Origin of the sequence: Pseudomonas sp. 18173 (assembly GCF_050432945.1) — a bacterium.
Classification (GTDB): Bacteria; Pseudomonadota; Gammaproteobacteria; order Pseudomonadales; family Pseudomonadaceae; genus Aquipseudomonas.
In genome coordinates this window covers 255,114-268,805 of sequence record NZ_JBKFTN010000005.1, presented here as the reverse complement: position 1 = coordinate 268,805, position 13,692 = coordinate 255,114, and the positions used below count along the sequence as shown (strand labels likewise).

The 13,692-nt window shown below is 61.0% G+C and carries 12 protein-coding genes; 5 read left to right on the top strand and 7 right to left on the bottom strand.

Going from position 1 to position 13,692, the window contains the following annotated elements; translation table 11 throughout:
• Positions 1–104: 104 nt before the first annotated feature.
• Complete coding sequence (locus ACLD1X_RS08265) at positions 105–776, top strand: TetR/AcrR family transcriptional regulator (protein WP_413703860.1); 672 nt, start codon at positions 105–107, stop codon at positions 774–776.
• Between the two features lie 34 nt (positions 777–810).
• Positions 811–1,665, top strand: coding sequence for a sulfurtransferase (locus ACLD1X_RS08260; RefSeq protein WP_429366889.1), 855 nt, complete (start codon positions 811–813; stop codon positions 1,663–1,665).
• Between the two features lie 123 nt (positions 1,666–1,788).
• Here ACLD1X_RS08260 and ACLD1X_RS08255 read toward each other — a convergent pair whose 3' ends face one another.
• The 7 genes from ACLD1X_RS08255 to ACLD1X_RS08225 form a co-directional block, all read right to left on the bottom strand.
• On the bottom strand, positions 1,789–2,628 hold the full coding sequence (locus ACLD1X_RS08255) for an AraC family ligand binding domain-containing protein (protein ID WP_429366888.1): 840 nt from the start codon (positions 2,626–2,628) through the stop codon (positions 1,789–1,791).
• A gap of 3 nt (positions 2,629–2,631) precedes the next feature.
• Positions 2,632–3,627 carry a hydrolase gene (locus ACLD1X_RS08250; protein ID WP_429366930.1) on the bottom strand — a complete coding sequence of 332 codons (996 nt, stop codon included), beginning with the start codon at positions 3,625–3,627 and terminating at the stop codon, positions 2,632–2,634.
• Between the two features lie 91 nt (positions 3,628–3,718).
• Positions 3,719–5,164 carry a M16 family metallopeptidase gene (locus tag ACLD1X_RS08245; protein ID WP_429366887.1) on the bottom strand — a complete coding sequence of 482 codons (1,446 nt, stop codon included), beginning with the start codon at positions 5,162–5,164 and terminating at the stop codon, positions 3,719–3,721.
• Positions 5,157–6,503 (bottom strand): M16 family metallopeptidase, encoded by a 1,347-nt coding sequence (locus ACLD1X_RS08240; protein WP_429366886.1) that lies wholly within the window; start codon positions 6,501–6,503, stop codon positions 5,157–5,159. Before ACLD1X_RS08240 ends, ACLD1X_RS08245 begins: the two co-directional genes overlap by 8 nt.
• 126 nt (positions 6,504–6,629) lie before the next feature.
• Positions 6,630–7,226 carry a 16S rRNA (guanine(966)-N(2))-methyltransferase RsmD gene (gene rsmD, locus ACLD1X_RS08235; protein WP_413421800.1) on the bottom strand — a complete coding sequence of 199 codons (597 nt, stop codon included), beginning with the start codon at positions 7,224–7,226 and terminating at the stop codon, positions 6,630–6,632.
• Positions 7,226–8,716 carry a M16 family metallopeptidase gene (locus ACLD1X_RS08230; RefSeq protein WP_429366885.1) on the bottom strand — a complete coding sequence of 497 codons (1,491 nt, stop codon included), beginning with the start codon at positions 8,714–8,716 and terminating at the stop codon, positions 7,226–7,228. The genes rsmD and ACLD1X_RS08230 overlap by 1 nt, the downstream gene beginning before the upstream one ends.
• The gene (locus ACLD1X_RS08225) at positions 8,709–10,064 is read right to left on the bottom strand and encodes a M16 family metallopeptidase (RefSeq protein WP_429366884.1); all 1,356 of its coding nucleotides are present in this window, start codon (positions 10,062–10,064) and stop codon (positions 8,709–8,711) included. Before ACLD1X_RS08225 ends, ACLD1X_RS08230 begins: the two co-directional genes overlap by 8 nt.
• Positions 10,065–10,407: 343 nt before the next feature.
• Between ACLD1X_RS08225 and ftsY the strand changes: the two genes are divergently transcribed.
• The 3 genes from ftsY to ftsX are packed head-to-tail and all read left to right on the top strand — an operon-like array spanning position 10,408 to position 13,582.
• Complete coding sequence (gene ftsY / locus ACLD1X_RS08220) at positions 10,408–11,895, top strand: signal recognition particle-docking protein FtsY (RefSeq protein WP_429366883.1); 1,488 nt, start codon at positions 10,408–10,410, stop codon at positions 11,893–11,895.
• A complete protein-coding gene (ftsE, locus tag ACLD1X_RS08215) occupies positions 11,892–12,563 on the top strand; it encodes a cell division ATP-binding protein FtsE (protein WP_007975383.1) in 672 nt (223 codons plus the stop codon). Before ftsY ends, ftsE begins: the two co-directional genes overlap by 4 nt.
• Positions 12,560–13,582, top strand: coding sequence for a permease-like cell division protein FtsX (ftsX, locus tag ACLD1X_RS08210; RefSeq protein WP_429366882.1), 1,023 nt, complete (start codon positions 12,560–12,562; stop codon positions 13,580–13,582). The genes ftsE and ftsX overlap by 4 nt, the downstream gene beginning before the upstream one ends.
• Positions 13,583–13,692 lie beyond the last annotated feature (110 nt).

Genomic DNA, 13,692 nt, shown 5'->3' with positions numbered 1-13,692 from the left:
CTATGCTCTAAAAAGTCAAATGACATCCTGGAACAGCTTTGTTTTATCCGCTCGCGGATAGATCTAAGATGCCCGTCAACGCACTCTGAATTAAAGCTCAAGCCATGGCCCCACGGATCAAAACCAGCGAGCGCATCGTGCAGAACAGCCTGGAGCTGTTCAATCAACAGGGCGAGCGCAGCATCAGCACCAACCACATTGCTGCCCACATGGAAATTTCTCCGGGCAACCTGTACTACCACTTCCCGAACAAGCAGGCGATCATCGCCGTGCTGTTCAGCGAGTACGAAAGCCTGGTGGACAGCTTCCTGCGCCCGCCCCAGGGTCGTGCCGCCACGGTGGAAGACAAGCGCTTCTATCTCAAGGAGTTGCTGTCGGCGATGTGGCGCTACCGGTTTCTGCATCGCGATCTCGAACATCTGCTCGACAGCGATCCGGACCTGGCCGACCGCTATCGACGCTTCTCCCAGCGCTGCCTGATCCAGGGGGCGGCGATCTACGAAGGTTTTGTCGCTGCCGGCATCCTGAAGATGGACAAGGTGCAGATCGAATCCCTGACGCTCAATGCCTGGATCATCCTCACGTCCTGGGTACGCTTCCTGTGCACCACGCGGGAGAACTCCAGCCACTTGAGCGAACAGGCCATTAAACGCGGGGTGTATCAGGTGCTGGTGCTGGAAGCCGGGTTTGTCACGGATCTGGCCCGCGATGCAGTCAACGCCTTGTTCGAAGAGTTTTACGTCCCCCTGGCCCAGGCGCTTGAGGAAGTGTCGTAGGATCGAAAGCCGATAAACATCACAGGAGCCCGCTATGCCCATTGCGCAACTGATCAGCCCGCAAGCACTGGACCTGAAAAAGGACCAGCCGGGGCTGGTGATTCTGGATTGTCGTTTTGCTCTCGAAGACCCGGATTACGGCCATCGCAGCTATGCGCAAGGGCACATCGCCGGCTCGAGCTATGCCGACCTTGAGCGTGATCTGAGTGGCACCGTGGTCAAGGGCGTGACCGGGCGTCATCCATTGCCCGAGCCGGCGCAATTGATCGAGCGCCTGCAAGCCTGGGGCATCAATGCCGATAGCGAAGTGGTTCTGTATGACGACGGTCCGGGTGCCTATGCGGCGCGGGCCTGGTGGTTGCTGGCGTGGTTGGGCAAGCGCGACGGTGTATTCATCCTCGATGGCGGTCTCAAGGCCTGGCATGCGGCCGGCTTGCCACTGAGCCTGGATGCGCCGTCCATCGCCCGTGGCTCTTTCACCGGCAGCCCTGACACAGCGTTGCTGATCAGTGCCGAGAAACTGCAAAAGCGCCTCGCCCGGCCGGAGCTGACCCTGCTCGATGCCCGTGCACTGCCGCGTTTCAAGGGGGAAGTGGAGCCGATCGATCCGGTAGCCGGACACATTCCCGGTGCCCAGTGCGCAGCATTTACCGACAACCTGGGCAGTGACGGGCGCTTCCTGCCGGCCGATCAGCTCAAGCAGCGTTTTGCCGCCAAACTGGGTGATCGTTCGCCGAATGAGCTGGTGGCGTACTGCGGTTCCGGCGTGACGGCGTGCCACAACCTGTTTGCGTTGTGCCTGGCCGGTTATCCGTTGGCTTCGTTGTATGCCGGGTCGTGGAGTGAATGGATCAACGAACCTGCGCGAGGCGTCGCCACAGGCGAATAAACACACCACATAACCTTGTGGGAGCGGGCTTGCTCGCGAAAGCGGTGTGACAGTCAAAGAAGATGTCGACTGATCCACCGCTTTCGCGAGCAAGCCCGCTCCCACATTGGTTTTTCGTCGCTATCAGGATCCGGGTAATTGCCGGGCTGTGCGATACGCCCCCGGGCCAACCCCATACACCTGCTTGAACTGCCGGCTCAGATGGCTCTGGTCGGCAAATCCCAGTTGCGTCGCGACCTCCAGCGGCAAACAACCACTTTGCAATAACCCTCGCGCCCGGGCGATGCGCTGCTGCATCAGCCAGGTGTGCGGCGGCATGCCGGTGGCCCGGCGGAACACCCGGGCGAAATGGAAGGGCGAAAGGTTGACCGCCGCCGCCAGCGTCTCCAGTGAGGGCGGTGCTGCCAGCTGCGCGTGCAGCAATTCCTTGGCCAGGCTCACGGCCCGATGTTCCTTGCCGGGTTTGGCGGCATCGGGGACCGCCGCATGGCGTTGTAACAGCGACAGCATCAGCTCGCGCCAGGCGGTTTGCTGCTGCAGCGCGGTGGCAGGGCTTTCCAGCAGGCGGTGCAATTGGCAGAAACCGCTCACCAGATCCTGGTCGCGATACAGCGTGGCGCCGAAGGCTGGCGGGTTGTGGGTTGGCAGATCGAGTTCGGCCAGCAGCGAGAGTATCTGTTCGCTGTCCGGATAAAACGCCCGGTACAGCCAGCCATCCTCGGTACCTTTGTGGCCGGTGTGCAGTTCATCGGGGTTGATCAGCACCAGTGTGCCGCTGCCCGCCAGGTGTTCGGCGCCGCGATAGCGATAACGCTGGGCGCCGGCCATGATCATGCCGATCACATAGCCGTCATGCACATGGGGGGCGAAGCGATGATCGATGTAGCGGGCGGACAGCAACTCGACCCCGGCCAGTGGCGGGGTTTGCCAGAAGTGGATCGACTCGCCCTGATCCGTGTCCATGATTCAAGCGCCCCCGACGGCGGCCAGCCACTCGGGGATGCGCCGTTCCAGGTAGTAACCCGGTTGCCTGAGCGTGCCGTCGACGAAGCCGACATGCCCGCCCTTGGCTTGCAGTTCCAATTGCGTGCAAGCGGACAACTCATCGACGTGCGGCAGGCTGTGGGGAAACACGAAGGGGTCGTCGGCGGCCTGGATCATCAAGGTCGGTGTATGAATTTCGCCGAGAAAATAGCGGCTGGAGGCCCGGCGATAGTAATCCTCGGCATCGGCGAAACCGTTCAGCGGCGCGGTTACCCGGCCATCGAAATCCCAGAACGTGCGCATGTTTTCCAGTGATCCGAGGGCCGCCAGGGCTGCCAGGCCTTCCTCGCGCCCATCGTGCTGGAACTGTCGCTGTTTGTTCTTGATGTAGGCGACCATTTCGCGCATGAAGTGCGCCTGGTAGACCCGGGAGAAGCCTTGGCCGATCCGGTCGGCGCACTGGTCCAGGCGAAACGGCACCGACACCGCCACGGCCCCCGTCACGCCGCTGTCGCTGCCGGTTTCGCCCAAGTGCTTGAGCAAAACATTGCCACCCAATGAGTAACCCACCGCATACAGTGGCGCGAGAGGCCGTTTGGCCCGCAGGTGCCTGATGGTTTCGGCCAGGTCTTCACTGGCGCCGGAATGGTAGCTGCGCGGCAGCAGGTTGGGTTCGCCCGAGCAACCGCGCCAGTTCAGCGCGGCGCTGGCCCAGCCGCGGTCGCCCAGGGCTTTTTGCATACCGGCCACGTAAGGCGAATTCGACGAACCGGTGAGCCCGTGCAGCACCAGCACCAAAGGCGCGTCGGCGCTGTGCGGGCCGTGCCAGTCCAGATCGAGGAAGTCGCCATCTTCAAGCCACAGGCGTTCGCGCTCGCGATCAAGATGCACTGTCTTGCGCCACAGCGGCCCCCACAAGGTTTGCAAGTGCGGATTGCCGAGGCCGAAGGCGGGGGTGAAGGGCGGTGATTGGGCCAGTCCGGAGTGCACAGCGATTCTCGGAAAAAGTGTTCATGAGCCTGCCCGAAAACGCGGCGGTACATCACTGCGAACGCGTCGTCGTGGGTAGCTAACTTGCCACAATCTCGTCAGGTGCGCGACATATGGCATTGGTTGCGCTTTCGCTCGGTGCTGGCAGCGGTTGTTGATCTGTCTTCGGTCCCAGGATTACAACGCGCCATTGGTCAGCGTGGGAATGCCGGTTGAGTGCGTTCTTGATGGATGCGAGGTTCAGCTTCAAGGCCGCTTGCGTGGAGAAGTCGAGCTCCAGCGGCAGGTTGTGGGTGCTGATGGCGTGCAACTGGCTCAGAATCTGCGCATTGGTGGCACTGTTCAATGGCGCGCTACCGGACAGTTGTAGTTGGATGTCGTCGAGTTCCTGTTGGGTCGGCCCTTGAGCGAGGAAGTCGCTGAACATCGTCTTGATATGGGCCAGCACGGCATCGGCCTGCTCTGGTCGGGTCTGCAATTGAATGGTCAGCAACCCTTGGGCCTGAAGGGCTGAAAGGTCGGCTTCAACGTGGTAGGTCAGGCCTCGGCGTTCACGAAGTTCATTCGCCAACCGGATGGAGAATATCTGCATGGCCAGCCGAAGTGCGTCGTAGTCCGGACTGCTGCGCAATACGCTTGGCTGCGCAAGTCGCAGGTAAACCTGGGTCGAGGGGCGCTCTATTAACAGTGATTCTGGAGCGGTCGGACTCGTCATTGGCTGGATCGCGGCAATGGCCGGTCCCAGGGGCAAAGCCGCGGATATCTGTGCGCCGATGCGCTGGGCTTCTTCCTCGGTGAGGTCACCGACCAGCGTGATCTGGGCGTTGCCCGCGGCATAAGCCTCGCGATGAAAGTCTTGCGCCTGGGGACGGGTAATGGAGGCAAGTCCGGCCCTGGTTCCGTAGAGGGACTGAGCATAACCGTGGTCGGGAAACAGCTGAGTGAGGTTCGCTTGTCGGGCTTGAACGGCATGGGACTCATCTTCAAGGTCCAGAAAGTACTGCAACTGGGATTTCACCGCAGACAGGGATTTTTCCGGCAACAGCGGCTTGCCGAGTACTTGGGCAAACAGTTCCAGGGCCGGAGCGCGCCGGGCTTCGTCGCTCAAGCTGCGCAGGGAAAAAAGGGTCCGATCCTGGCTTATGTCCATACCCACCTTTGCACCCAGGTTGTCGAACGTCGCTTGTATGTCGTTGGCGTCCTTGCCAGCCACACCTTCATTCAAAAGGCTGAAAGTCACCGCTGCCAGGCCGGGTTGCTGCTGTGTGTGAGCGCTGCCGGCGGCAAAGCTCACAAGGACGTCGAACATCGGCAAGTCTGGAGTGCGGATGAAGAGGATCTTGGTCCCGCTGTGAGTTTTGTAACCCTTGATGGATAGCGGGCGCTGGATTGCCGGGACCAGAGGTTCATTGAGCGATTGCAGTGCCGGTTTCCTGGGTGCCGTAATCGTGGTTGCCAGGACCTGCCCACTCATAAGCATTCCGGCCAATATCAATCCGTTGATGGCGACTTTTAACTTATCCATTGTTTTTCTCCGGCAAAATTTTCGCGGTACTCAGGCGTTCATGTGTCAGGAATGTGATCGCGGCGTTTTGAATGTCCTGGGGCGTGACCCGGTTCAGCTCATCTGTGTTCTGATCGGCCAGCCGCCAGTCGAGGCCGATGGTTTCCAGCAAGCCAAGGGTGCTGGCCTGTGCCTCCACGTCGTCCTGCGCATAAACCGAATTGGCAATCAGGATGTTTTTCGCGCGCTCCAGTTCTGCCGGATCCGGTGCCTTGCTTTTCAGTGAGTCGATCACTTGCCACAGGCGGGCGGAGGCTTCGTCAGCGTCGTTGAGCTTGTCCGGGTTGAGCTGTGTGCTGATGGTCAGCAACGAATCGCCACGATTGAAGGCGTCGTACTCTGCCTGGACGTCGGTAAATATTGCCTCGCTCAGTTGCAGTTGCTGCTTGATTCGCGCGCTTTCGGACCCGGCCAGCATCACATTGAGCAAGCGCAAGGCATGAGCGCTCCGGCGATTTTGTGCCGTGGCCAGGCTTGGCGTGTTGAAACTCATGATGAGGCGCGGGGATGATATCGGTGCATGCAAGACCAGTGACCGTTCGCCGGCAGAAGCCAGCTCGACGGGTGCAGGAACTGCAGGTATTGCGCGCTTCTCAAGGTGGCCGAAGTACTGTTGTGCCAGCTCCTTGATGCGTTCAGGCACAACATCGCCAACGACTACCAGCGTCGCATTGCCTGGCGAATACCAAGCCTGATACCACTGCTGCAATTGAACGGCATTCATGCGTTGCAGGTCGTGCATCCAGCCAATTGTCGGGGTGCGGTAGCCGCTGGCCGGGTAGGCGATGCTGTTCAGTCGTTCGTGAGCCGACGCGGTGATTTCATCATCGACGCGCATCCGACGCTCCTCCTGAATGACCTTGAGCTCCGGCGTGAAGTCCTGTGCATCCAGCTTGGCCGTACTCATCAGGTCGGCCAGTATTTCGAAAGCGACACCTGTGCGGCCGGAAGGCAGGGTCTGGTAAAAAAACGTGAAGTCAGTGCCGGTGAATGCGTTTTGACTGGCGCCAAGCTTCTTCAGTATGTGCGCGAACTCTCCGGCGCAGGCCTTGCTGCTGCCTTTGTAAACCAAGTGTTCGAGGGCGTGGGACAGGCCCGACTGGCCGGGGGGTTCGTAGCTTGAGCCGACCTTGATCCAGAGTTGGGCGGTGACAATGGGAGAGCGATGGTCCTCGCGCACGACAACCTTGAGTCCATTATCGAGTACGAAGTCTTGTGTCGTGGGGTTTGTTGCCGCAGTAGCCACGAGCGGCAACCAGGCGATAAAGGACAGCACAAACGTGCTGCGGGAGATGTTCATCCGTGTACATCCTCAGTGGTTTGCAGTTATTTGCGCAAACCACTGTGGATGATCCGGAAGGGTGTCAGGCGGTAACTATGTAGTGCTTTCCAAAATTGTCTTTGGTGCAGTCATCTCGCCAGGCGTTCAGGCGCTACGTTGCCACAACGAGTAATACACGCGCCCGGATTTCTGCTCCCGGTGCAGGCGCCAGTTTTGCGGCAGGCCCAGGGTCGACGGCGCGGACTCGCTTTCGGTGTACACCCAGGCATCTTCGGCCAGCCACTGGCGCTCTTCGAGCAGCTTGCAAACGGCGGGCAACAGATTCTGGTTGAACGGCGGGTCGAGGAACACCAGGTCGTAGGCCGTTGCGGTCTGGGTTTCCAGATAGCGCAGGGCATCGGCGGTCTGGACCTGGCCGTTGGTGCAACGCAGTGTGCCCAGGTGTTCCTTCAGGCTCGATACCGCAAGGCTGCTGGCGTCCAGCGCCTGCCCCATGGCCGCACCACGGGACAGGGCTTCGAGGAACAGTGCGCCGCTACCGGTGAACGGGTCGAGCACCTTGGCGCCCGGCACGTACGGCGCGAGCCAGTTGAACAGGGTTTCACGCACACGGTCCGGCGTCGGGCGCAGGCCCGGGGCGTCGGGGAAGCTCAGCTTCCGGCTGCGCCATTCGCCGCCGATGATGCGCAGCTGGTTTACGCCGTTGTGGACGTTTTTGGCGGGTTTTTTTGGATGGGCCATTAGTGCTCCGGAACCCCGAGCGGCTGCTCGGAAGGTTTATCAGTAGGGGCCGGTAACGGCTGTTGCGGCACGGTCGGGCCAGCGCTGACGATGACCATTTTGTCCGTGCTCAGGTGTTTGTTCATGGCGGCCTTGACCTGCTCGACGGTCAAGTCCTGGGACTGTTGCATGAAGTCTTCCAGGTGGCTCAACGGCAGGTTGTAGAAACCGATGGCGCCCAGCTGGCCGACGATATCGGCGTTGCTGGCGGTAGACAGCGGGAAGCTGCCGGCCAGTTCGCGCTTGGCGTCGTCGAGTTCTTTTTCGGTCGGGCCGGTCTTAAGGTAGTCGGCCAGCACATCCTGCACCAGTTTGAGGGTGCCTTCACTCATCTCGGCGCGGGTTTGCAGGTTGATCATGAACGGGCCACGTGCCTGCATCGGCGTGAAGCCCGAATACACGCCGTAAGTCAGGCCACGCTTCTCGCGCACTTCGCTCATCAACCGGGTGCCGAAGCCGCCGCCACCGAGAATCTGGTTACCCATGGACAACGCCGCGTAGTCCGGGTCGTCACGGTCGATGCCCAGTTGCGCGAGCATCAGGTTGGTCTGCTTGGACGGGAACTCGATATGGTTGACGCCAGCCTTGGGCTCGGCAGGCTGCGCGATCTTCGGCAAGGCCGGGCCTTTGGGCAGGGCGCTGGAAACCTGTGCGGCAATCGCCTCGGCTTCTGCGCGGGACAGGTCACCGACCAGCGCGATCACCACGTTACCCGCTGCGTAGGCTTTTTCGTGGAAGGCACGCAGTTGGGCCAGGGTAATCGTCGGTACGGTTTTCGCCGTGCCGTCGCTGGAGTGCGCGTACGGGTGATCTCCGTACAAGCGGTTCATCAGCTCCAGGCTGGCCAGTTTGCCGGGGTTCTGTTTCTGGTATTCGAAACCGGCGAGCATCTGGTTCTTGATGCGAGCCAGCGAATCGGCAGGGAAAGTCGGCTTGCCGATGACTTCGGCGAACAGCTTCAGGGCCGGTTCGCGCTGGTCCTTGGCGCTCAGGCTGCGCAGCGAAGCAATGGCCATGTCCTTATAGGCACCGTTGCCGAAATCGGCGCCAAGGCCTTCGAAGCCCTGGGCAATGGCACCGACGTCTTTGCCGGCCACGCCTTCGTTGAGCATGGCGTTGGTCAACAGCGCCAGGCCCGGTGTATCGCCGTCCTGGCTACTGCCGGCGGCGAAGATCAGGCGCATGTCGAACATCGGCAGCTCATGGGCTTCGACAAACAGCACCCTGGTGCCTTGAGCGGTGTTCCAGGTCTGCACGTCGAGCTTGCGGTGGTCAGGTGCCTTGCCGTTGAGTTCGGTCAGCGATTGCAGTTTCTGGCTGGCCTTGGCCTTGTCCAGGGCTTCGCTGGCATTGGTTTGGCCAGGGCGTGACAAATAGAACGCAGCGGAACCGATAACGGCAACGGCGACCAGGCCGATCAGGGCCAGGCGGGAGGATTTACGCTCACTCATGAGTCGTCTCCAGAGGCAGTACATGGGCGACGCTGAGACGTTCACGGGTGAAATACAGCTTGGCGGCTTTCTGGATGTCTTGCGGTGTCACGCTTTCCAGGTCGGCCAGTTCGGTGTCCATCAGCTTCCATGACAGGCCGACGGCTTCCAGTTGGCCGATGGCGGTGGCCTGGCTGGTGATCGAGTCGCGCTCGTAGACCAGACCGGCAATGACCTGTGCGCGTACGCGTTCCAGCTCTTCGGTGGTAGGCGCCGTGGTTTTCAGTTGATCGAGCAGCTTCCACAAGCCGGCTTGCGCCTGGGCGATGGTTTTGTGCTTCTGTGAGTTTGGCGATGCCGACAGGGTGAAGAGACTGTCGCCACGGGTATAGGCGTCGTAACTCGACGAGCCGCCGGACACCAGTTCTTCTCCGCGCTCCAGCTGCGCCGGGATGCGCCCGCTGTAGCCGCCATCGAGCAGCGCCGAGATCAGGCGCAGGGCATTGACCAGGCGTTTGTCGTCGGTGGTGGCGATGCTCGGCACGTTGAAGGCCAGCATCAGGCTTGGCAGTTGGGTCTGCACGTGCAGGGTGATCTGGCGCTCGCCGGGTTCGGCCAGTTCCAGCGGTTTTTTCGCCGCCGGCACATCACGCTTGGCGATCGGGCCGAAATAGCGCTGGGCCAGAGCCTTGACTTCATCAGGCGTCACGTCCCCGACCACCACCAGCGTGGCGTTGTTCGGCACGTACCAGGTCTGGTACCAGTGACGCAGCTCTTCGACGTTCATGCGCTCAAGGTCGGCCATCCAGCCGATGGTCGGCGTGTGATAGCCGCTGGCCGGGTAGGCCATGGCCTTGAAGCGTTCGTAGGCCTTGGACATCGGCTTGTCGTCGGTGCGCAGGCGACGTTCTTCCTTGATGACCTCGATTTCCTTGGCGAACTCGTCGGCCGGCAGGCGCAGGCTGGCCATGCGGTCGGCTTCGAGTTCAAAGGCTACGCCCAGGCGATCCCGGGCCAGCACCTGGTAGTACGCGGTGTAGTCGTCGCTGGTGAATGCATTCTCTTCGGCGCCGAGGTCGCGCAGGATCAGCGAGGCTTCGCCGGGGCCGACTTTCTCGCTGCCCTTGAACATCATGTGTTCCAGGGCGTGGGACAGGCCGGTATTGCCCGGTGTCTCGTAGCTGGAGCCGACCTTGTACCAGACCTGGGAAACCACCACGGGTGCTCGGTGGTCTTCACGCACGACCACCTTCAGGCCATTGTCGAGGGTGAATTCGTGGGTGGGTTGCGGGTCGGCAGCCAAGGCCGAAAGGGGCAGGCAAACTGTGCTGAGCAGCAGGCCTGCGGCGCGGCGGGCAAGAGCATTCATTCGTTTTCAAACCTTTGGGGCTGCCCGCTTGTTCTTAGCGTCAGCGGGCGAGAGGGTGCTAGGATACTGATCCGTTTTAGCGGCGGCCACGCCTATCAGGCCTTTATGCTTGATCAGGTTGTATGGGTTTGCGACGGAAGGTGGATATTTATCAACTAAACTCTGCTTTTTCGCCGATTTTGCTGCTTTAGTCCTATGAGAAATCGATTTCTTGAGGCGCCGATGGGCACCTCGACAAAATGTTGCGCGTGAACAAGCTGGGTCAATCGCAGTCTGTTCTGCATCGAATATTTAATTGCCGGGGCGCCATTGGCGCGTCGCTACCGTGAGATAGCCGTCCTCCATGTTTGGTTCCAACGACGACAAGAAGACCCCAGCTGCGGCTGGTGAGAAGAAAAGCCTGTTCGGATGGCTGCGCAAAAAGCCGCAGGAACCCGCCGTCGAACAGCCACAACCCGTCCCTGAGCCAGCGCCTGTCGCGGCTGCGGTAATAGAACAAGCGCCTGCGCCACTGATCCCGCCAATTGCCGAACCGGTGCTGCAACCGCAGGCCGAACCTGCCCGCGAAATCATCGGGCAGCCGCTGACCACCGCTGCCGAGCCATGGCTGACCTTGCCGGTGGCGGAAGAGGCCGTGGCGCTGGTCGAGAATGACCTGGCACCCCATGTGACCCCGCCGATTCCGGCCCCGGCAGCGTTCACGCCGACTCCGGTCCATGCGCCTGTGGTCGAGCCGGTGGTGGCGCCAGTCGTTGTGGCTGAGCCTGCACCTGCACCGGTTGTAACCGAACCGGTTGCCCCGCCCGTCGTAGCCCCGGTAGCCCCGGTTGTTGCAGCCGCTGCTCCCGTCCCGGCTCCGGTCGAAACCCCGGCCGCGCCGGCACGCACCGAAGAAACCAAGGCCGGTTTCTTTGCCCGCCTCAAGCAGGGCCTGTCCAAGACCAGCGCCAGTATCGGCGAAGGCATGGCCAGCCTGTTTCTGGGCAAGAAGGTCATCGATGACGAGCTGCTTGAAGACCTCGAGACCCGTTTGCTGACCGCCGATGTCGGCGTAGAAGCCACGTCGGTGATCATTCAGCGCTTGACGCAGAAGGTCGCACGCAAGGAGCTGGCCGACGCCGATGCCCTGTATAAATCCCTGCAGGCCGAGCTGGCCGCCATGCTCAAGCCTGTCGAGCAGCCGCTGAAAATCACCTCGCAGAACAAGCCGTTCGTGATTCTGGTCGTCGGCGTCAACGGTGCCGGCAAGACCACCACCATCGGCAAGCTGGCGAAGAAACTGCAGCTGGAAGGCAAGAAAGTCATGCTGGCGGCCGGCGATACCTTCCGCGCGGCGGCGGTCGAGCAGTTGCAGGTCTGGGGCGAGCGCAACAAGATCCCGGTGATTGCGCAACACACTGGCGCTGACTCGGCTTCGGTGATCTTCGACGCCGTGCAGGCCGCCAAGGCTCGTGGCATCGATGTGCTGATCGCCGACACCGCCGGTCGCCTGCACACCAAAGACAACCTGATGGAAGAGCTGAAGAAAGTTCGCCGGGTAATCGGCAAGCTCGATGCCGATGCGCCGCACGAAGTGCTATTGGTGCTTGACGCCGGCACCGGCCAGAACGCCATCAACCAGGCCAAGCAATTCAACCAGACCGTCGAACTGACTGGCCTGGCGCTGACCAAGCTCGACGGCACCGCGAAAGGCGGGGTGATTTTCGCCCTGGCCAAGCAATTCGGCCTGCCGATCCGCTACATTGGCGTCGGCGAAGGCATCGACGATTTGCGTACCTTTGAAGCAGAACCCTTTGTCCAGGCACTCTTTGCCGAGCGGGAGCGTTCATGATTCGTTTCGAACAGGTCGGTAAACGCTACCCGAACGGTCACGTCGGCTTGCATGAGCTGAGCTTTCGAGTCCGTCGTGGCGAGTTTCTGTTTGTCACCGGCCATTCCGGTGCCGGTAAGTCCACCCTGTTGCGCCTGTTGTTGGCCATGGAGCGCCCGACCAGCGGCAAGTTACTGCTGGCCGGGCAAGACCTGAGCACCATCAGCAACGCGCAGATTCCTTTCCTGCGTCGGCAGATCGGCGTGGTGTTCCAGAATCACCAGTTGCTGTTCGATCGCACGGTGTTCAATAACGTCGCGTTGCCTTTGCAGATCCTGGGCCTGTCCAAGGCCGAGATCGCCAAGCGCGTGGACTCGGCACTGGAACGCGTGGCGCTGTCGGATAAAACCGATCTGTACCCGGGCGACCTGTCCACCGGTCAGCAACAGCGCGTCGGTATCGCCCGCGCCATCGTCCACCGACCGGCCTTGCTGCTGGCGGACGAACCAACCGGTAACCTCGACCCGCGTCTGGCCGCCGAAATCATGGGTGTGTTCGAAGACATCAACCGTCTGGGTACCAGCGTGCTGATCGCCAGTCACGACCTGGCCCTGATCGCCCGCATGCGTCACCGCATGCTGACCCTGCAACGCGGCCGACTGATCGGCGACGGGGAGGCTGCCGTATGAGTGCAACACGTAGCCCCAAGGTTTCCGAGCGTGTGGCCCCGAAAGCCGCCGACCCGCAGCCGCAAAAGAAAAAACACGACGATGACGACGGGCCGGACTTCGCCACGTTGTTCCGTGCCTGGATCGAAAGCCATCGCGCGAGCCTGGTGGATAGTCTGCGGCGCTTGGGCAAACAACCCATCGGCAGTTTTTTCACCTGCATGGTGATGGCGGTGGCCCTGAGTTTGCCCATGGGCCTGTCACTTCTGCTAAGTAACGTCGAGCGCCTGGGCGGTTCCTGGCAGCGCGCGGCGCAGATTTCCCTGTATCTGGAAATCGAGGCGAGCCCGGCGCAAGGCGAGGCGTTGCGCGAGCAGATCAAGGGTATGCCTGGCGTCGCCGAGGCCGAATATGTTGGTCGGGAGCAGGCGCTGGAAGAGTTCCAGCAACAGTCCGGCCTGGGCGAGGCGCTCAAGGAGCTGCCGGAAAACCCGTTGCCGGGCGTGGTGCTGGTAACGCCGACTGAAGTCGACAAGCCGGCCCTTGAAGCATTAAGACAAAAACTTTCCGAGCTGCCGAAGGTACAGCAGGCGCAACTTGATTTAGTCTGGGTTGAGCGTCTGGCAGCCATCCTCAAGCTGGGTGACCGTTTTGTCTTCGGTCTGACCGTGCTTCTGGTTTCTGCATTACTTTTGGTGATAGGCAATACCATTCGTCTTCATATTGAAAACCGCCGCACAGAGATAGAAGTGATTAAACTGGTCGGCGGCACTGACAGCTATGTACGCAGGCCCTTTCTATATATGGGGGCGCTGTACGGCTTCGGTGCGGGGATTCTGTCTTGGGGCGTACTCGCGTTCGGCCTGGATTGGCTGAACGATGCGGTGGTGGGGCTGGCCGGTTTGTACGGCAGTGACTTTGCGCTGGCTGGAGTGCCAGTTGCCGACGGTCTGTCTCTCTTGCTTGGCGCGGTGCTGTTGGGGTATATCGGTGCATGGATTGCAGTCGCACGCCACCTGAGGGAGCTTGCGCCTAAGTAGTATCATTTTGCTCGTATTGACCTTTCAGCGTTTATGGGTTTTAGGGAACTTGTCTTTCGGTTTCCGGTCAATTTTCGCAGTGCTGAACTGCACGAGTTTGTAAGTCGGAG